At 45.8% G+C, this 18220-nt stretch carries 17 protein-coding genes; all 17 read right to left on the bottom strand.

All coding sequences use genetic code 11. The annotated features are described in order from the left end of the window. Positions 1–19: 19 nt before the first annotated feature. On the bottom strand, positions 20–1135 hold the full coding sequence (locus FKV70_RS18425) for a Nif3-like dinuclear metal center hexameric protein (protein WP_063210106.1): 1116 nt from the start codon (positions 1133–1135) through the stop codon (positions 20–22). Further along, positions 1111–1872: a tRNA (adenine(22)-N(1))-methyltransferase gene (locus tag FKV70_RS18430; protein WP_142613768.1), complete on the bottom strand. Its 762-nt coding sequence runs from the start codon at positions 1870–1872 to the stop codon at positions 1111–1113. Before FKV70_RS18430 ends, FKV70_RS18425 begins: the two co-directional genes overlap by 25 nt. Continuing rightward, positions 1869–2708 (bottom strand): hypothetical protein, encoded by an 840-nt coding sequence (locus FKV70_RS18435; RefSeq protein ID WP_142613769.1) that lies wholly within the window; start codon positions 2706–2708, stop codon positions 1869–1871. The genes FKV70_RS18430 and FKV70_RS18435 overlap by 4 nt, the downstream gene beginning before the upstream one ends. 87 nt (positions 2709–2795) lie before the next feature. Continuing rightward, positions 2796–3929, bottom strand: coding sequence for an RNA polymerase sigma factor RpoD (rpoD, locus tag FKV70_RS18440; protein ID WP_007431230.1), 1134 nt, complete (start codon positions 3927–3929; stop codon positions 2796–2798). A 42-nt stretch (positions 3930–3971) separates the two neighbouring features. Then, positions 3972–5846 (bottom strand): DNA primase, encoded by a 1875-nt coding sequence (gene dnaG, locus FKV70_RS18445; RefSeq protein WP_196771818.1) that lies wholly within the window; start codon positions 5844–5846, stop codon positions 3972–3974. Beyond that, positions 5839–6315, bottom strand: a complete 477-nt coding sequence (locus FKV70_RS18450) for a YaiI/YqxD family protein (protein ID WP_081276752.1) — start codon at positions 6313–6315, stop codon at positions 5839–5841. The genes dnaG and FKV70_RS18450 overlap by 8 nt, the downstream gene beginning before the upstream one ends. Before the next feature lie 120 nt (positions 6316–6435). Then, entirely contained in the window at positions 6436–8511 is a 2076-nt protein-coding gene (gene glyS, locus FKV70_RS18455) for a glycine--tRNA ligase subunit beta (protein WP_142613770.1), read from the bottom strand. Next, positions 8504–9391 (bottom strand): glycine--tRNA ligase subunit alpha, encoded by an 888-nt coding sequence (glyQ, locus tag FKV70_RS18460; RefSeq protein ID WP_013372135.1) that lies wholly within the window; start codon positions 9389–9391, stop codon positions 8504–8506. Before glyQ ends, glyS begins: the two co-directional genes overlap by 8 nt. 404 nt (positions 9392–9795) lie before the next feature. After that, positions 9796–10548, bottom strand: a complete 753-nt coding sequence (gene recO / locus FKV70_RS18465; RefSeq protein WP_142613771.1) for a DNA repair protein RecO — start codon at positions 10546–10548, stop codon at positions 9796–9798. A 42-nt stretch (positions 10549–10590) separates the two neighbouring features. Next, on the bottom strand, positions 10591–10728 hold the full coding sequence (locus tag FKV70_RS18470) for a YqzL family protein (RefSeq protein ID WP_081276746.1): 138 nt from the start codon (positions 10726–10728) through the stop codon (positions 10591–10593). A gap of 454 nt (positions 10729–11182) precedes the next feature. Beyond that, positions 11183–12085, bottom strand: coding sequence for a GTPase Era (gene era, locus FKV70_RS18475; protein WP_063210100.1), 903 nt, complete (start codon positions 12083–12085; stop codon positions 11183–11185). 49 nt (positions 12086–12134) lie between these two features. Further along, positions 12135–12509: a diacylglycerol kinase family protein gene (locus tag FKV70_RS18480; protein WP_063210099.1), complete on the bottom strand. Its 375-nt coding sequence runs from the start codon at positions 12507–12509 to the stop codon at positions 12135–12137. Then, positions 12509–13006: an rRNA maturation RNase YbeY gene (gene ybeY / locus FKV70_RS18485; RefSeq protein WP_142613772.1), complete on the bottom strand. Its 498-nt coding sequence runs from the start codon at positions 13004–13006 to the stop codon at positions 12509–12511. The genes FKV70_RS18480 and ybeY overlap by 1 nt, the downstream gene beginning before the upstream one ends. 55 nt (positions 13007–13061) lie before the next feature. Then, a complete protein-coding gene (locus FKV70_RS18490) occupies positions 13062–15308 on the bottom strand; it encodes an HD family phosphohydrolase (RefSeq protein WP_064796034.1) in 2247 nt (748 codons plus the stop codon). Positions 15309–15403: 95 nt separating this feature from the next. Further along, positions 15404–16375, bottom strand: coding sequence for a PhoH family protein (locus FKV70_RS18495; RefSeq protein WP_063210096.1), 972 nt, complete (start codon positions 16373–16375; stop codon positions 15404–15406). A 6-nt stretch (positions 16376–16381) separates the two neighbouring features. Further along, positions 16382–17575, bottom strand: a complete 1194-nt coding sequence (yqfD, locus tag FKV70_RS18500) for a sporulation protein YqfD (RefSeq protein WP_064796033.1) — start codon at positions 17573–17575, stop codon at positions 16382–16384. Next, positions 17572–17865: a sporulation protein YqfC gene (gene yqfC / locus FKV70_RS18505; RefSeq protein WP_013372145.1), complete on the bottom strand. Its 294-nt coding sequence runs from the start codon at positions 17863–17865 to the stop codon at positions 17572–17574. Before yqfC ends, yqfD begins: the two co-directional genes overlap by 4 nt. Positions 17866–18220 lie beyond the last annotated feature (355 nt).

Genomic DNA, 18220 nt, shown 5'->3' on the forward strand with positions numbered 1-18220 from the left:
TCTCATAGATGTGAAGGTTTTACAAAAATTGAAAAGGTTCGGTGTTCACTTCAGATACATATACTTCCGTTGAGTATCGACCTTCTGCCAAACGTTTGCGCATCCACTCTGCCGTTTTAGGCTTCATAATCTTTTCTGCGTTATGTCCAGGGTCAATAATAGCTATACCTGCCATCAGGGCATCGTGAGCCGTGTGATAGTCGATATCCCCCGTCACTAATACATCAGCGCCTTTAAAGAGCGATTTATTCACATAACGGCTGCCAGAGCCCCCAAGCACGGCTGCTTTTTTAACCACACGATCCAAGTCACCTACTACACGTACATGCTCAACGTTGAGACCGTCTTTCACAATGTCTACAAATTCCCTTAGCGTGCGGGCTTCCTTGAGCTTACCCACTCGTCCCAAACCAAAGGTGCGGCCTTTCAAATCCATAGAATACAGGTCATAAGCCACCTCTTCATAAGGATGAGCCTTCAGCATCGCTTGAACAACTTTATTACGTACACTCTGCGGTACAATGGTCTCAATACGAACCTCTTCACTACGTTCCATTTTACCAGGCTCGCCCAAAAACGGCTGTGTGCCTTCGCCTGGCACGAAAGTTCCGTAGCCATCAATGTTGAAGCTGCAATGGCTGTAATTGCCGATATGTCCAGCTCCAGCATTCAGAACGGCATCCAGCACACGTTGATGATGTGTTTTGGGTACGAAAACGACCAGCTTGAATAATTGCTCGGTGTGAACATCCTCCAGTGTACCTTCACTTTGAATACCCAGTGCTTCCGCCATCCAGTCGTTCATGCCGTCCTCTGCCGTATCCAGATTCGTATGACTGATGTAGACAGCAATATCATTCTTGATCAGCTTTTCATACAATTTGCCCGCAGGCTGATCCGTGTTCAATGCTTTAAGTGGGCGGAATATAATCGCATGATGCGCAATAATGAGGTCAGCCTTTATGCGGATCGCTTCTTCGACAACCTCATCATTGACATCCAGGGCCACTAATATGCTTTTGATGTCTTTTTGCAGGCTGCCCAGTTGAAGTCCGATTCTATCGTCTGGAACTGCCAAGTATTTCGGAGCCAGCTGCTCCATATAACTGATTACTGTCTGTCCTTTGGCAAACATGCAAGTACCTCCTCCAGCTGTTCAATTTGCTTGCGCAATTGCTCCTGCTTCTGCTGCGCGGATTCCTGATCTGACCGTGCCACTTGGGCCAGTACATCCTGAAGCTTGCGAATCTCCAATTGCCATTTCAAAAAAAAGATTTCATTTGGTGCTTTAACCAATAACGGTCCAAGCTGTATCAACAAATCCTCTGTTAGTACCAGCGAACTACCTGGAAGTTCCCATGGCCGATACAGGTCATCCTGTTTCAGTGAGCTTTCAGAAGCAGGTACTGCCGTTAGAACTTCGTATACTTTACCATCCTCTTCCATGATATGTTCGTTTGTGAGTACCCATTGATGCTTGATGAGCCAGCGTCGTAAAATATCCTCGCCCACGTTGGGCTGTAAAACAAGCTGTTTCACTGAAACAAGTTTGTCTTTCCCTTGCTCCAAAATGGAAGCAATCAAGGCACCACCCATGCCTGCTATCGTAATAACATCTACCTCATTAGCCTTAATTACAGCCAAGCCATCCCCTTTTCTAATCGCAATGCGATCTGTAAGGCCTGCTTCAGCCACCTGCTTTTGAGCCGCACGCAATGGTCCATCATTGACCTCACCTGCTACCGCTTGCGGTACTCTGCCACAACTCACTGCAGCCACAGGGAGTAGTCCGTGATCCGAGCCAATATCAGCTAGTCTGCTACCGGCAGGAATCTGTTCCAAAATATATTGTAATCGCTGAGAAAGTTTCATGACGTCACCCACGTAATCCATTTTTTTCGAGTCCAAAATAAAATCCCTACAACAAAAGCCAACTTCAGTATACTAAAAAACACCACTTCCCCCGCTGGTTGATGGCGCAGGATAATCGTGTCCGCTTCCGCCATGAACACTAGGGTTATGCCAATAGCAAAATAAACTAGCGCAAGACGCGGAAAGCGGTGATGCACCCACCAGCTTAAGCCAATCAACAATACTGCGTGTAAAATCCAAAATACCTCAAGCATCGCTAAAGTAGCTGTAGGCCAATAGCGGCCTATAAGAACCGCATACACTAAAAGCAGCCCCGCAAGACCACAGTAATGAAGCAAGCTGATACGCAAAGTTGATCCCACGAGACACCATATCAAACCGCATAGCCCCACAAGCACTAGAAACCAAACCTTAGCTTCACCTTGATGAAGCTGAATGATCCATACACCCGAACCCAGCATAATCGCACTGCCTAAAGTGCTCAACATTGCACTCATACTCTTTTCGGAAGACCGCCAAATTGCGGCCATTCCATAGCAAATCGCAGTAACTGCACTTGCCGAGAATATTTGCATTGCCAACGGAAAAGCGGTAAAATAAAAACCGATCAAACAAATGCAGGAAATAATGACAAAACCAAGAAGCCAGGCCATCCCATGCCCGTGTTTAAGATATGTAAGCAGCCCGGTATTGTTACGTTTCTGGCTTTGTGCCGGATTTTCATCGTCCCGATATAGGTTGGACAGAAAATCGCAATATTGCTCAGGGAGCAGTCGACTTTGCCGCCAATGCTCAATTTCATGTAACAGTATTGTCCGTTTTTTCTCCTGGTCCAAGCTTCTTCCCCTCCACCAAGGCTGCCATGAGATAAAAAAAGACCTTCTGCGCGCTTCAAGCCGCAGAAGGTCCGCGATGTTACCCTTCTATTCGAGGAAATCCTTCAGTCGCTTACTGCGGCTTGGATGGCGCAACTTACGCAGCGCTTTGGCCTCAATCTGACGAATACGTTCACGTGTAACACCGAACACTTTACCCACTTCTTCAAGAGTTCTGGTTCTTCCATCGTCCAAACCAAAACGAAGACGTAAAACATTCTCTTCACGTTCAGTCAACGTATCCAGTACATCCTCGAGTTGTTCCTTCAGAAGTTCATAGGCAGCCGCATCTGCAGGCGCCAATGCTTCCTGGTCCTCAATGAAATCCCCCAGATGTGAGTCATCTTCTTCACCAATTGGTGTTTCCAATGAAACCGGTTCTTGGGCAATTTTCATGATTTCCCGTACTTTTTCCACGCTCAGCTCCATTTCGGCAGCCACTTCTTCCGGCGTAGGTTCACGCCCCAGCTCTTGCAACAGTTGACGCGATACACGGATCAACTTGTTGATCGTTTCCACCATATGCACCGGAATACGGATCGTTCTCGCCTGATCCGCGATTGCGCGCGTAATGGCCTGACGAATCCACCAGGTTGCGTACGTACTGAATTTAAAGCCTTTTTCATAATCAAATTTTTCTACTGCCTTAATCAAGCCCATATTACCTTCTTGAATTAGATCCAAGAAAAGCATTCCGCGACCAACATAGCGTTTGGCAATACTTACCACCAGACGCAAGTTTGCTTCAGCCAACCGACGCTTAGCTTCTTCATCGCCATTGTTGATCCGTTTGGCAAGCTCCACCTCATCATCAGCAGAAAGCAACGGTACACGACCGATTTCCTTCAAGTACATCCGGACTGGGTCATTAATTTTAATACCGGGAGGCAGGCTCAGATCGTCATCGAAATTAAAATCATCCCCGTCATTGTTTTCCGGGTCGTCATTTTGACGCAATCTGGTAACTTCTTCGTCGTTGTCATTCACAACCTCAATCCCCAAGTCACCCAGCTGCTCATAAAACTCATCCATTTGCTCGGGGTCCTGATCAAACGGCGACAGTTTTTCCATGATATCTTTGTAGTTCAGAGAGGAACTTTTCTTACCCAACTCAATCAGTTGATCTTTGACCTGATCCAGTGTTAATTCCGTCTCCAGTTCAGTATGCTGATCATTCGCCATCTTTCGACTCCCTCCTCCTAGAAACATCCGACCTCTGTGTGTTCATTGTCTCTCTAGGGCTATAATCTCACTTGCAATTTGTGCTGCACGCAAAAAATCACCTGAGCGCTCAGCGATTTTCATTTCTTCTCTTTTCAAATCCAGTTGCTCCTGCAATGGAAATTTTCGCACCTGACGAATGTAATCATCCAAAATGTGCGGTGCCCATACGCCTGGAGCATCCATCATCATGATCGAACTTACGTTCTTCTCCAGTCGGTCGTCTTGCAAAGATGAAATAAAACGGCTTGTATCCGGTAACTTCCCTTGCGCGTAATAGGCATATAGATAAGCAGCAATTGCTGCATGATCCTCAATATTAAAGGCGTCGCCCAGATGCTTTTCTACATACTCTGCAGCTTCTAAATCCTGCATCATCCAGTGAAGCAGCCTGCGTTCAGCCACATGGTAAGCCGGCAACAGATTGGGCGTAGGGACCTGCCCTTTTTTATGCCTACCATTATTCCACCCATTTTCGTTATTATCCCCAAAGTTCTGTTTTTTTTGCAGGGATTGGCGGAGTAAATTGCATTCTTGCTTTAAGGTTTCAAAATCCACCTTGACTTCGGCAGATACTTCGCGCAAATACACTTCCCGCTCAGTCGGGGATGACAGAGGTGCAATGACATTTAATGCTTCGCGGGAATACGCGATTCTTCCTTCTTCCTCTTGCAGTATATGGTTTTTTTTCAGATATATAAGCTTAAATTTCACCGTTGAAACAGCACTTTCGATAATTTGGCGTTGAAATCGTTCAGCACCATATTGGCGGATAAAATCATCCGGGTCCATACCGTCGCTGACTATCGCTACTTTTACGTGAAGTCCCGCATTTTCCAACAGTGGAAAATTTTTAAGCGCTGCCGCTTGTCCTGCCCGGTCACCATCATAACAAATAATAACCTCGTCGCACAGTCCTTTTAACATCGTAGCATGATGCTCCGTTAGAGCCGTCCCCATGGCGGCCACTCCATTTTGCACGCCAGCTTCCCATGCCGAGATGACATCGCCATAACCTTCAAAAAGAACACTTTGACGAAGCTTGCGAATTGAGGTTTTAGCATGATGGAGATTGTACAGCGTTCGGCTCTTGTTAAAGAGCTTGGTCTCGGGTGAGTTCAAATACTTCGGCTGTCCCTCGCCCAGGATACGGCCTGCAAAGGCTATAACTTTGCCGTTACGATTCCAAATGGGAAACATGATACGATCTCTGAACCGATCTACATATCCATCTCCTTCATGCCGGGGAGAGATGAGTCCTCCCTTTTCCATTTCGACAGGATCAAAAGAACGCTTCTCTAGAAACTGAACGATCGTATCCCATCGGTTGGGTGCATAGCCAATTTGGAATTGGTCAATGATCTTGTCACTGAACCCCCGTGAACGCAAATATTCCATAGCTGGTTTGCCGTGCTCCGTATTTTTAAGCAAAAAATGGTACATCTTAGAAGTTAACTCATACGCTTGCAACAGCCTGTCCAACTCAGGATGCTGATGCGATGAATCACGTCCCTGCCATTCGCCGAGCGGAATATGACTTTCTTCTGCCATTGTCCTGACAGCTTCGGGAAAGGATAGTCCTTCGATTTCCATCATAAACTTGATGGCATTGCCTCCCGCGCCGCAGCCGTAGCAGTAAAAAATCTGACGATCCGGTGTCACGGTGAATGAAGGGGTTTTCTCGGAATGAAAAGGACAGAGGCCTTTCATATATTTCCCCTGTTTGGTCAAATGCACGTACTTGCTTACCGTATCTACAATATCATGATGTTGTAAAACCGACTCGATGATATCGTCCGGTATGTTGCCTTGTCCGGCACTCATATTAACCACCTTCATCTCTTTAGCACGTAAATATAATTCGATACCGTTACTCATTCTCCTGCAAGCGAAGTAAAAGTTTTGTCAGTTTATGTTGAAAAACTTCACGATCCTCTAATGTAAACGGTTTAGGGCCTTTGCCATAACGTCCTCTTTTCCGTTCTTTGGCAGAGGTATGACGCCGGTCAAGCATGAAGTCTATCGAATCGTTTCGATATATCGTTCCGCGAAAAGACATCACTTCACAACCTTTTGCCAAGGCAAGTGCAGCAAGACCATAATCATTGGTGGTTACAATATCTCCGCGGCGGATATGATTGGCAATATAGAGATCGGCACTCTGGTCGCTTCGGTCTACTCTAACAACGCTTACGCCTTTGCTGCCCTGAATGAGGTGATCATACGAAGATACCATAATAACGTCAATATGAAAACGGGAAGCTGTCTCTGCAATTTCACTTTTAACAGGACAAGCATCTCCGTCAACAACGATCCGTACATCCGGGAAATTTCCGGGCCCTCCCATGAGCATCCCCCATCTCCATCCGCAATCGAGTAAAATACGGAACGGCTGCAAGATCACTCTTACACCGTTCCGTATATTTATACCCATTTTTTCAAGTTGTTCATACTACCACAACCGAGTTTAAACTACAAGCTTGGAAAAATCGGCAAAGCGCTTCAATTCTGAGTCAATAGCAGCCAGCAATGCCAAGCGATTATTACGTACAGCATCATCCTCAGCCATAACCATAACGGAATCAAAGAACGCCGTCACCGCAGGAGTAATGGATGAAGCAAGTGCCAATGCCTGCGTCGCATCACCTTCCTGCAAGGCTGTACAATAAGACTCATAGGCGCCATACCATGCTTCGTACAGGTTTTTCTCGCCCTGTTCCGTAAATTCACCTGTATTCACTGACTTATGAACTGCTTTAGCAGCCAAATTACCTACACGATTAAAAGACTCTACTGTGGCCTTGAAGACATCACCCGTTTGTACCGCAGCCATTAATGCAGCTCCACGGTTAACCACAGAAGCAACATCGTCATATCCAGCTGAAAGCACAGCATCCACAACGTCATAACGAAGCGTCTCGGACAATAGTTTTTTCACACGCAAACCAAAAAACTCATGTAATTCTTTACGTATTTCATCTGCGGAACGTTTCATATTTCCAAAGTTGCTGTGCACATCGAGCGCGATGTTGAACACATCAGACAATGTAGCCGAAAGCTTACGATCCAGCAAGATCTGCACGATACCTGCTGCCTGGCGGCGAAGCGCGTAAGGGTCCTGTGAACCTGTCGGAATAATACCGATGGAGAAGCAGCCTGTAATGGTATCTATTTTGTCTGCGATACTTACAATCGCTCCAGCGTTCGTCGAAGGAACCGTTTCTCCTGCGAATCGCGGCTGGTAATGTTCAAACACCGCTCTTGCCACTTCTTCCTTCTCGCCAGCCTTACGAGCATAGTCCTCGCCCATAACCCCTTGCAGCTCCGGAAACTCATAAACCATTTGTGTTACAAGGTCAAATTTACAAATATCTGCTGCTCGGCTAACGGATTCCTGTGTATCTGGGGAAACGCGAAGCTTCTCTGCCAGAGCATCAGCAATGCGGCGAATTCGGCGTACCTTGTCTCCAACTGTTCCCAGTTCTTCGTGGAATACGATACTTTCCAGCTTGGAGAGTGCATCCTTAATTTCGAGCTTCTGATCTTCTTCGTAGAAGAATTTGGCATCAGACAGCCGTGCACGCAATACTTTTTCGTTTCCTTTTGCAATGACTTCCAGGGATTGACTGCCACCATTACGTACTGTAACAAAGTATGGCAGCAGCTTTCCTGTGCGATCCAGCACTGGGAAATAGCGTTGATGTTCACGCATAGAAGTAATCAATACATCTTTCGGAATGTTCAGGAATGCAGGGTCAAAGCCCCCGAACAGCACTGTTGGAGTTTCCACCAGATACAGTACTTCTTCCAGCAAATCATCCTTGACCGCAATCGTCCAATCTTTCTCGGTTGCCAATGCTTCAATCTGCTTCAAAATAAGTGATTGGCGTTCTTCAATGTCAACAATGACATGTTGCTTGCGAAGAACTTCAACATAATCTGCCGGACTTTCTACAACGGCCTCCTGTCCAAGGAAACGATGGCCTCTTGTTACATTCCCGGACTGCACGCCAGCAATCTCCAAATTAACAATATCGTTGCCAAACAAAGCAACCAACCAACGGATTGGACGAACAAATTTAAAGTCGTAACTCGCCCAGCGCATAAATTTAGGGAATGTCATGGCATGTAAAATGTGTAGTAAACCTTCGGATAGCACATCGGCCGTCGGTACACCTATGCTGCTCTTGGTCGCGTAAATATATTCCACGCCTCCAAGCTCTTTGAACGTAAACTGTTCAGGATCTACGCCTTGACTGCGGGCAAAGCCTAGAGCAGCCTTACTCCAGTTACCAGCTTCATCGAGCGCAATTTTGCGGGAAGGTCCTTTAACTTCTTCGTTAATATCTTCTTGCTTCTCCGCTACTTCCTTAACAAGTATTGCCAAACGACGAGGTGTAGCATAAGCCTCTACAGCACTGTAAGCAATACGCGAGCTGTCGAGCCATGCCGTCATACGTTCCTTCAACTGCTGAATCGCATTCGGGATAAAACGTGCAGGCACTTCTTCCAGCCCGATCTCAAACAATAAATCCTTAGACATTTGCTGCACCTCCTTTCTTCAACAGCGGGAAGCCCAGCTTCTCGCGCTCCTCTAGGTAGGTCGCAGCCACCTGGCGCGCCAAATTACGTACTCGGATAATAAAACCAGTCCGTTCTGTTACACTGATTGCTCCGCGAGCGTCCAGCAAATTGAACGTGTGAGAACATTTCAGCACATAATCATAGGCGGGGAATACAAGATGCTGCGCCATCGCTTTGTTCGCCTCTTCTTCATACATATTAAAAAGAGTAAATAGCATTTTGACATCAGATACTTCGAACGTATACTTGGAATGCTCAAATTCAGGCTGGTGGAAAACATCACCATACGAGATTCCATTAACCCACTCCAAATCGAACACATTTTCTTTGTCCTGGATGTAGGAAGCAAGACGCTCCATACCGTACGTAATTTCAACTGCAACCGGACTGGCATCAATACCACCCACTTGCTGGAAGTACGTAAATTGGGTAATTTCCATACCGTCCAGCCATACTTCCCAACCTAATCCCCAGGCTCCCAGCGTCGGTGCTTCCCAGTTATCTTCCACGAAACGAATATCATGCTCCAGTGGGTTAATACCCAAACGGCTCAAACTCTCCAGATACAATTCCTGAATGTTATCAGGTGAAGGCTTCAAAACCACTTGAAACTGATGATGCTGATACAGACGATTCGGGTTTTCCCCGTAACGTCCGTCTGACGGACGGCGAGAGGGCTCAACATAAGCTACGTTCCATGGCTCAGGTCCAATTGAACGTAAATACGTCATCGGATTCATTGTACCTGCCCCTTTTTCCGTATCATAAGGCTGTACAATAATACAGTTGTGTTCTGACCAAAATTGTTGCAGCGTTAAAATCATCTGCTGAAAATTCATGGATACACGCTTCCTTTCCAATTTCCTTAAAGTGTGGTGATTTCTAACCATTTAGCTCATATGTACAGGGCTAATTTATCCTATAAGCCTTGCTAGAGACAGCAAAAAGCCCCCGCCTCTACGCCTGTACAGACGTAGGGACGAGAGCTGACTCCCGCGGTTCCACCCTACTTGATTGCGATCCTACATCACCAGTCAGATCGTAATCCTCTTTTCCGTGTCCATTCAGACGCTCCCGAGTGCCATGTTCACGAAAAATTCCCGCTGGGCTTACACCGTTCCCAACTCGCTAATTACAGAGAATACATTTCGTTACTTTCTCGTTCAATGCATCTGCTCCCAAAGGAGATATATAGTAGGATATTACACGTTTTGAGCAATGCAGTCAAGAGAACAACCGTATTTCACATATCGTACTTATCAAGCTGGTCCAGAAAATTACGGGATTTCAGCTTGACCTCCAACTGCATATCCATGAACTGACGCATTACATGTTTGATCTCCAGCTTGGTGGAGTCCTTCACGTCGATATTGCCAAGTCGATTCAAATCAATTTGGGCAAACAAGCGCAGCAACTTCAATGTACGTGGAGAAACACTCAGCGCAGCCGGGTCAAAATGCTTATAGCCTCGACACAAAACCCCGCCTAACCTCGGGCTGATAAACATATCCTCATCAGCACATCGTTGGCCGCTAGAAATACAAGCATCAAGCTGAGGTGCATATCCGGCTGCCTGCAATATTTTAAATTCATAAATACTCATGACGATCAGTGGATCTTTGCCACTCTCCAATGCCTCTAAACAGGCTTTAAGCTGCTTAAACCAAAATGCGCCTGTTTCCTCATCCTGCAACACCCGATCAAGCAATTCACAAGCATAGGAAGCATAAGCAGCCTTTGTAATATCCTCGCGCAGTGTATGGTGGGATTGGATAATTTCACCGGCATTCAACGTGCCCAAGCCTGTATTGCGAAAAAAAACAAATTCACCGTAGGTAAACGGCTGTGTTAAAGCAGCATGACGGCTTTTGGATTTTTTCGCACCTCTGACCAGCACGCCTACTTTGCCGCCGCTTTCGGTGCAAAGCGTAATAATTTTGTTCCCCTCACCGTAATCCATGCTGCGGATGATGATTCCTTCCATCCTGTAAAGCATGCTTCTTCCTCCAAACATTCGCGAAGAAGCCAGTGGTTCGCACTATTCACAGGCTTCTTCATGCTCGTCCGACTCTCCTTCATCCGTGTCTTGCTCCCCTATCACGGCGCTCTCCCTGTACAACAGATACGCACCGACATCTCCAGTCATCGCAAAATACTTCCACGAAAAATCTCGCAATCGTATTCATCCCTTTCTTCGGAAATGACGTCTGCATCTCAAAAATAGGATGGTGCGAAGAGAGGGAAAGTATGTGATGAAATAAATGGATTACGTTGAAAAAGGCTACTGTATGTGGGTTGAGATGCCGCTCTGCGAATGATTTGATCTTACGATCGCTAACGCTTCTTCAGATTCAAATTCTCCGCTCCGCTGCAACGTGCACGCAGTTATAATAACTCTTTTAAAAGCACTCCTTATTTCATCACTTGAAGAAAAGGATAGAAAGAGCAAGAAGTTAAGTGCCGCTTATGCGCGGCGCTTTGAATGATCGGGAGACTGTTACTTATCTCTGCCATATAGAATCCGGGACGGCTTTTTTATGATGCTGCAACAATTATACGTTTTGATTGATATCAATTTTAGTCTGTATAGACCTTTGGACTAAAGTGATCGTAGATTTCGATATTTGCTTTTAAGCGTCGCGATGGAAGCCAAGGTCACGAAGGACACGTTCCTGATTGCGCCAGTCTTTTTTGACTTTAACCCAAAGTTCCAAGAAAATTTTGGAGCCTAACAAGTTTTGGATGTCTTGACGGGCCTGTTTGCCTACCTCTTTGAGCATAGCTCCCTGTTTGCCGATAATGATCCCCTTCTGGGAATCACGCTCTACAAAAATAACCGCCATAATATGCACAACACCATTATCCTGCACCTTCATGTCTTCAATCATAACCGCAATAGAATGGGGTACTTCCTCACGTGTCATATGCAAAATCTTTTCCCGTACCAGCTCGGCAATGACAAACTGCTCTGGATGGTCGGTAATTTGGTCATCAGGGTAATATTGTGGACCTTCTGGCAAGTATTTTTGTATCTGTTCCAACAAGGTGTTTACATTATTGCCCATTTTGGCTGAGATCGGCACAATTTCCGCAAAGTCATACAACTTGCGATACTGCTCAATCAGGGGCAACAAGGCTTCTGGCTCAATACGGTCAATTTTATTCAACACCAATATAACGGGTGTTTTTACTTGCTTAAGCTGTTCTGCAATAAAACGGTCGCCTCCGCCTAAACCTTCAGCAGCGTCAATAAGAAAAAGCACCGCTTCAACTTCACCCAACGTATTAAAAGCGGTCTGATTCATATAATCGCCCAATTTTGACTGGCGCTTGTGAATCCCTGGTGTATCCAAAAATACAATTTGTGTGTCCTCTGTGGTGTATACACCGTGAATTTTATTTCGTGTCGTTTGGGGCTTGTCTGACATGATGGCGATCTTCTGCCCAATAACATGATTCATCAATGTTGATTTTCCGACATTGGGTCTGCCAACAATTGCGACAAAGCCAGATTTAAAGTGTTTCTTAGCCATTTCATTTCCTCCAGCGCGTTAAGCACCTAAATTTTAGTTTACTTTATCATTAAAACAGCTGACTTATTAACGTCAACACAGGTCTATAAAATACAAATATACCAATAATTACAGCAAAAACCGCTGCCAGGAGCACGGCTCCGGCGGCGGTGTCTTTAGCTGCTTTGGCCAGCGGATGAATATCAGGTGAGATCAGATCCACCGCTGCTTCAACAGCGGTGTTGATCAGTTCGGCTACAATGACTATGGCAATGGCCAGGCACACGAATAACCAGTCGAGCCGGGAGATGCGCAAAGTTAACCCTGCCACTATGACAAGGAGCGCCACGACCACATGTATCCGCATATTTATTTGCGTACGCAGAGCATAGATCACGCCTTCTGCGGCATAGCGAAAGGTCATTCTCCAAGGCTGCCGTCTCATTACCGTGTCAACCCCACTTGAGCCAGCACAGCTTCCTGTTTACCCATCATTTCAGCTTCACTTGCATCGTCTTGATGGTCATAGCCTAACAGGTGCAGAAAACCGTGAACAAACAAAAATCCGATTTCACGCTCAATTGAATGTCCGTATTCTTCGCTTTGAGCTTGTGCTGTCTGTACAGAGATAATAATATCCCCCAGAACATCCGGTACATTATTTAACGGATTTTCTTCCGTTGGTTCGTAGATAATTTCAAGCTCTTTATCCAGTGTTTCCTTCATAGCAAAAGACAACACATCAGTGGGACGATCAATCCCCCGATAGTCTCGGTTTAACTCATGAATTTGATCATCATTCACGAAGGTAAGGGCGACCTCACCGTCTGTAATCCCTTCCGCTTTTCCAGCCTGCTCTAATAAGGTGTTCAGCAGCGTGATCAACGATTCGTTAATTTCCATATCGTTTTGTTCATTATTCCAAGCTAATTGAAGGCCCATGCCAACCGCTCCTTTTAATTCTAATGCTTTAGCTGTGCTTCATGCACAAGTAATATTAAGCTTTTCCATTTTCAGGCTTGGGTCTTTCCTCTGGGTATTCAATACGGGAATGAAAAATTCCCATTACGGTTTCCTTAAGAGTTTGAGCCACGATATCAAGCTCCCTCATGGTCAGTTCACAGTCGTTAAACTGGTGATCCTCTAGACGGCTCTTAATAATTTTCTCAATCATGGATTCTACCTGTTCCACTGTAGGTTTTCGTAAGGAACGAACCGCCGCTTCCACGCTATCAGCAATTCCTACTACAGCAGCCTCTTTCGACTGAGCCTTCGGTCCAGGATAACGGAAATCATCCTCTGTGAAATCAGGCTCCACCCCTCGCTCTTCCGCTTCACGCAATGCCTTGTGATAAAAATAGTGCAGGAATGTCGTTCCATGGTGCTGTTCGGCTATATCACGAATTGGCTTAGGTAGCTTGTAATCCAATTGCATCTCCACCCCATCACGAGCGTGAGCTATAATGATGGATTTACTCAGCTTGGGCTCTATTGTATCATGTGGATTTTCCATCCCATTTTGATTTTCAATAAAATACGAAGGTCTTTTCGTTTTACCAATGTCATGATAGTACGAACCAACCCGGCACAACAAGCCATTGGCCCCTATAGCCTCTGCTGCGGCCTCCGATAGATTACCTACCATGACGCTATGATGGTACGTGCCAGGAGTCTCGGTAAGCAGCTTGCGGAGCAATGGATGATTGGGATTCGACAATTCAACAAGCTTCAGTGCGGACAAGATACCAAAGGTGGACTCAAAAAACGGCATTAGCCCTATAACAAGGATCGCTGTAACCAGACCGCCTGCAAAAGCAAAGGCTATCCCATAGAGTGTCGTTGTTTGAGTCCAGTTCCCTTGGTCAATCAGCGCCAGAGAAAAAACAGCCAGAGCCCCAAACAGGCAGACCATGATAGCGCCCTTGAACAGGGTTGAACGCTGGCTGGCCCTGTGGGTGGAAAAAATCGCCGCCAGACAGACTACAAGGGCAAAGAATCCAAAATTAAAATCAAAAATCTGTCCCTGACGGACATTCAAAATCACACTTGCCAATATACTGAATATAAGGGCACACACGAATGCCAGCGACATATCAAGTAACAGCGTTACGAGCATAGCCCCAAGCGCGATAGGCGCTAGGTAGCCGAGGTAGGCTCGTTCACTAGTCTGCAGTATAGAAATTAACAGCATGGCCCCCACGGTGATCACAAAGATTAACACCAGCATGAGCAGCTGTGCATTATTATACTTAAAGTTTCGTGTTCGTGATTGGAATTGACGAATATACATAAACAGACCCAATGCCAGCATCATAGACAGCATCAGCAGGCCAAATTGTGGCCAATAGTTGATTTTATCCTTGAGTAGCTCGTTCTCATCAAGCAGTGTATAGATTTCCTGGGTAATAACCTCACCCTTTTTGACGAGTACTTCACCCTGTTTAATGTAAACTGTCGGTGTATCTTCACGAGCCTGTACTTTGGCATCCTTCGTAGCTGTATCATCATAAAACTTGTTGGCTGTAATCACAAGCCTTGCAAGTTCCTGAACAACCTCCCGGGAGGTACGTTTGGTAAGCGAGCTTGTACTCACACGCTCCGCCACCTTGGCCCGGGCTGTCTGGGCATCCGTAATTTGATCATTCATCAATCCTGTCACAATCTCACGGGCCACGGGCCGCATTTCAGCAATATCCTCAGATGTAAGTCGCGGAATTTTGATGTATGTTTCCTCTGGAATTCGGTACGTTTGCTCTTTCGTTTTTTCCAGCACCTCATCCAGCAACTTATCTGGGTAGGCATCCGCATTACGGCTATTGTTCACAAAATTTTGTACAAATTCCCGTGCACGTTGAGGAATCTCATCTTTATAAATTGCAATCTTGTCCGCTCTGGAGACCTGATCATCCTGATTGAGCCGTTCAATTCGATCCAAAATACCAGTAATCAGGTTATCATTGCGTATCGGTACAATAGTATACATGGGCTGAACGCGCTCAGCTGATTCCTCTTGGGCCTTCAAAGTCGCCTTACTGTTAGGAAGCTGCATTGGAGCAACAATTTCCTTTTCACTTGGTTGATTCACCCGGATATCATAGCGTTCGGGAAGCAGCTTGGACGCCAAACCCACATAAAAAAGAACCACCAAAAATAAAAACAGAAGATAGCGTGTTGCCACGCTATACTTCCATCCATTCATTCTATGCTGGAACGTTTTTCCCTTAGATAATTCCTTCGAGGTCATCTAAAACAATCCCTCTCCATCATCTTTTTCAAAGCAGCTACGCTGCTCGTTTTATACGTTTTCTGATCATACACACTATACTCCTACTTAGGGGCTTAAGCTTGATTCTCAGCAACACGGTCATAAGCGACGATGATTTTTTGAACCAGGGAATGGCGGACAACATCCTCTTCCGCAAACTGGACAAAGCCTATTTCCTCAATCCCTTTTAAAATCGTATTTGCTTCTATCAGACCGGATTTTTTGCCACGAGGCAAATCAATTTGCGTAACATCACCGGTGATAACCATTTTGGAACCGAAGCCAAGTCGAGTCAAAAACATTTTCATTTGTTCTGGCGTGGTGTTCTGAGCCTCATCCAAAATGATAAATGAGTCATCCAGCGTACGCCCCCGCATATAAGCCAGTGGTGCAATTTCTATCAATCCGCGTTCCAGTGCTTTTGCCGTCTGCTCTGGACCCATCACATCGTATAGGGCATCATACAGCGGGCGTAAATACGGATCAACCTTTTCCTGTAAATCCCCAGGCAAAAAGCCCAAGTTTTCACCAGCTTCCACCGCAGGACGAGTCAGCACAATACGCTTGACTGAACCTTCCTTCAAGGCAGCTACGGCCAGCACTACAGCCAGATAGGTTTTACCAGTTCCTGCCGGGCCAATCCCAAATACAATATCACGCTTCTTAATCGTGGTTACATAATGCTTTTGTCCAATTGTTTTGACACGAATCGGTTTGCCCCGAAACGTTGTCGTAATTTCTCCCTTGAACAAATCAAGCAACTGATCAGCGCGCAGATCTTTTGCCAGCTCAATCGCATAATGGACATCCCTTTCGGTCAGTATATACCCATTACGAATTAACTGGAGCAAAACATCGAACAATTGTTCGAGCACTTCCACTTCGTGAGCATCACCAAAAACATTAATTTCTGCCTCACGAGATGCTATTTTTGCAGGAATAGCTGCTTCGATCAATTTTAAAAAGGAATCCTGCGGGCCGAATAATGCCTGACCTTCTCCCGCACTGTTCAATGCAATTTGTATGCTGCGTTGTTGTTCTGCCAAATAGCCTCATTCTCCTTGGTTATGAACTAACGGAAGTTCTTCCGCAATATCCTGTTCCACTTCAAAAAGTACTTTCATATAAACTTTACCATTCTCTCTCTTCTCATGCAAAATTTTTTGGCTCATTATTTTCGTTCCTTTGCCGTATTTAGCTAAAATATCCGCGCGCGCGCCTTCTATACCAGACATTTTGGCTTCCGTTTCGGTTAACTTCTGCTCTTGTACCTTGGTCTCCCTCACACTTTCATTCATCCAACCCAGCGGAAGTTTGTAGGAACGCCATGTTAGAGGATCATGTTCAACGGTTGTTTTATGTGTGGAATAAGGTATTTTCCCATATCCCCACAATTGTATCGCACGATTACCCAGCACCAGATATAAGCGATCATGGCTATTACCTGTATATGTGCTGCTGCGTCGCACCATGGGGCTACTAATTTCATATTCATGCCACACAAGCCCCTTTACCTCTCCCTTGGCTACGACCTGTTGCTGATTCTCCTCATCGCCAAGCGTTCCTGAAATGAGAATGGCTCCTTTTTTGACACGCGTATTTCTATGCACAACAGGACGCCCCTGCTCGGCAAAAATTTCAGTGACCACTGCGTCGGCTTTGCTGATGAGATGACGTGGATTGTAGAGCGGCGGTGGAGTAGGCTGGGAAGCTTCTACGACCTGAATTGTCACCAAAGTCCCCTGCCTCTCTACACCGATCCAGGACGCCTCTGGCAGCTTCTGCATGAGTGCGCGCGCAAGCTTGTCCTGACTGGAAAGACGAAAATTCCATTGAAACGGATAAAGTCCCTCCTGCCGGGCTACCTTAAGAATAGTTTCTGTAGGGAGCTTATCATTCCCCTTCACTTCAATGTCCCAGATGAGCGATGACATGAGCAGGAGGCCTATCCAGAACAAGGCCAGTCCTGCGAGAAAAAATTTGCGTTTTGCGATTCGTACAACAGTGAAGGGAAGTCCTTGACGCTTCAGAATATGCATTTTGCAGCCTGTCCTTCTCAAAAGCGGACGCAACAGGAAGAAGTGCGGCAGCAGAAGGTTCATTTCTGCATGTCTGGCATCCATTGGCCGCACGTTCCAAACAGGTATTTGATGATCAGTCAGTACATTAATGAAAGCTTCCACACTTTCGCCCTCGACAGCTAGGGTAACCGTGCCACGCAGCTTTGCTAAAGCGGGATGTTTCACGAGCCTTCCTCCGTTCCTTCCATTTGAATATCTGTAATATGTCCCTCTACACTTACCTGATCTGGCAGGATAGACGTAATAATGAGATCATGGCCTGACACTCTTAGCCTGCCTTGCGCAAGTGCAAGCACGAGTTGATCTGGCGTGAAATCCACCACACCCCGGTGATTCTCTACATAAAGCTGGCGGCTGCCGATGAGGGTTAACCGCGGCAGGTCAAATAGAATGTCCTGCGGAAGCTCCAGCGTCTCGCTGGCCCACTTTCGCAGTTTGCGGCTCATCCGGCTCATACGGCGAAATCTCCTTTCCTGTCATCAAAATAACTGTTTTCCAACGGTTAATAGTTATTTTGATGGCAGCTATGCTGCTTTTTTTAAAAATCCATTGTTATGACCATTAAGCACTCCACAGTTGTTTCGACGACAGTTATGCTGCTATTTTTTCAGCTCTTGTTATTACCATTGGGTTTCATCCTATGTCTTGATCGTCACTGGACGCCGTTCGCCCACGTCACAGATATCTGTACTGTACATTTTATGATCCGGTCATCGCATTTATGAGGCTAAACTTACAATTCGTAGCAACTGTATTATTAAAGAGGAAACGACGCGGACTTTTAATAATTCACATAAAAAAGACAACCTT

It is taken from the genome of Paenibacillus ottowii (assembly GCF_006874425.1).
GTDB classification, from domain to species: domain Bacteria; phylum Bacillota; class Bacilli; order Paenibacillales; family Paenibacillaceae; genus Paenibacillus; species Paenibacillus ottowii.

Coding starts and splice junctions, on each gene's coding strand:
- FKV70_RS18425 (WP_063210106.1), bottom strand. CDS start 1,135: ATGTTTGCCAAAGGACAGACAGTAATCAGTTATATGGAGCAGCTGGCT.
- FKV70_RS18430 (WP_142613768.1), bottom strand. CDS start 1,872: ATGAAACTTTCTCAGCGATTACAATATATTTTGGAACAGATTCCTGCC.
- rpoD (WP_007431230.1), bottom strand. CDS start 3,929: ATGGCGAATGATCAGCATACTGAACTGGAGACGGAATTAACACTGGAT.
- dnaG (WP_196771818.1), bottom strand. CDS start 5,846: ATGAGTAACGGTATCGAATTATATTTACGTGCTAAAGAGATGAAGGTG.
- FKV70_RS18450 (WP_081276752.1), bottom strand. CDS start 6,315: ATGGGAGGGCCCGGAAATTTCCCGGATGTACGGATCGTTGTTGACGGA.
- glyS (WP_142613770.1), bottom strand. CDS start 8,511: ATGTCTAAGGATTTATTGTTTGAGATCGGGCTGGAAGAAGTGCCTGCA.
- glyQ (WP_013372135.1), bottom strand. CDS start 9,391: ATGAATTTTCAGCAGATGATTTTAACGCTGCAACAATTTTGGTCAGAA.
- recO (WP_142613771.1), bottom strand. CDS start 10,548: ATGCTTTACAGGATGGAAGGAATCATCATCCGCAGCATGGATTACGGT.
- era (WP_063210100.1), bottom strand. CDS start 12,085: ATGGCTAAGAAACACTTTAAATCTGGCTTTGTCGCAATTGTTGGCAGA.
- FKV70_RS18480 (WP_063210099.1), bottom strand. CDS start 12,509: ATGAGACGGCAGCCTTGGAGAATGACCTTTCGCTATGCCGCAGAAGGC.
- ybeY (WP_142613772.1), bottom strand. CDS start 13,006: ATGGGCCTTCAATTAGCTTGGAATAATGAACAAAACGATATGGAAATT.
- FKV70_RS18490 (WP_064796034.1), bottom strand. CDS start 15,308: ATGACCTCGAAGGAATTATCTAAGGGAAAAACGTTCCAGCATAGAATG.
- yqfC (WP_013372145.1), bottom strand. CDS start 17,865: ATGAGCCGGATGAGCCGCAAACTGCGAAAGTGGGCCAGCGAGACGCTG.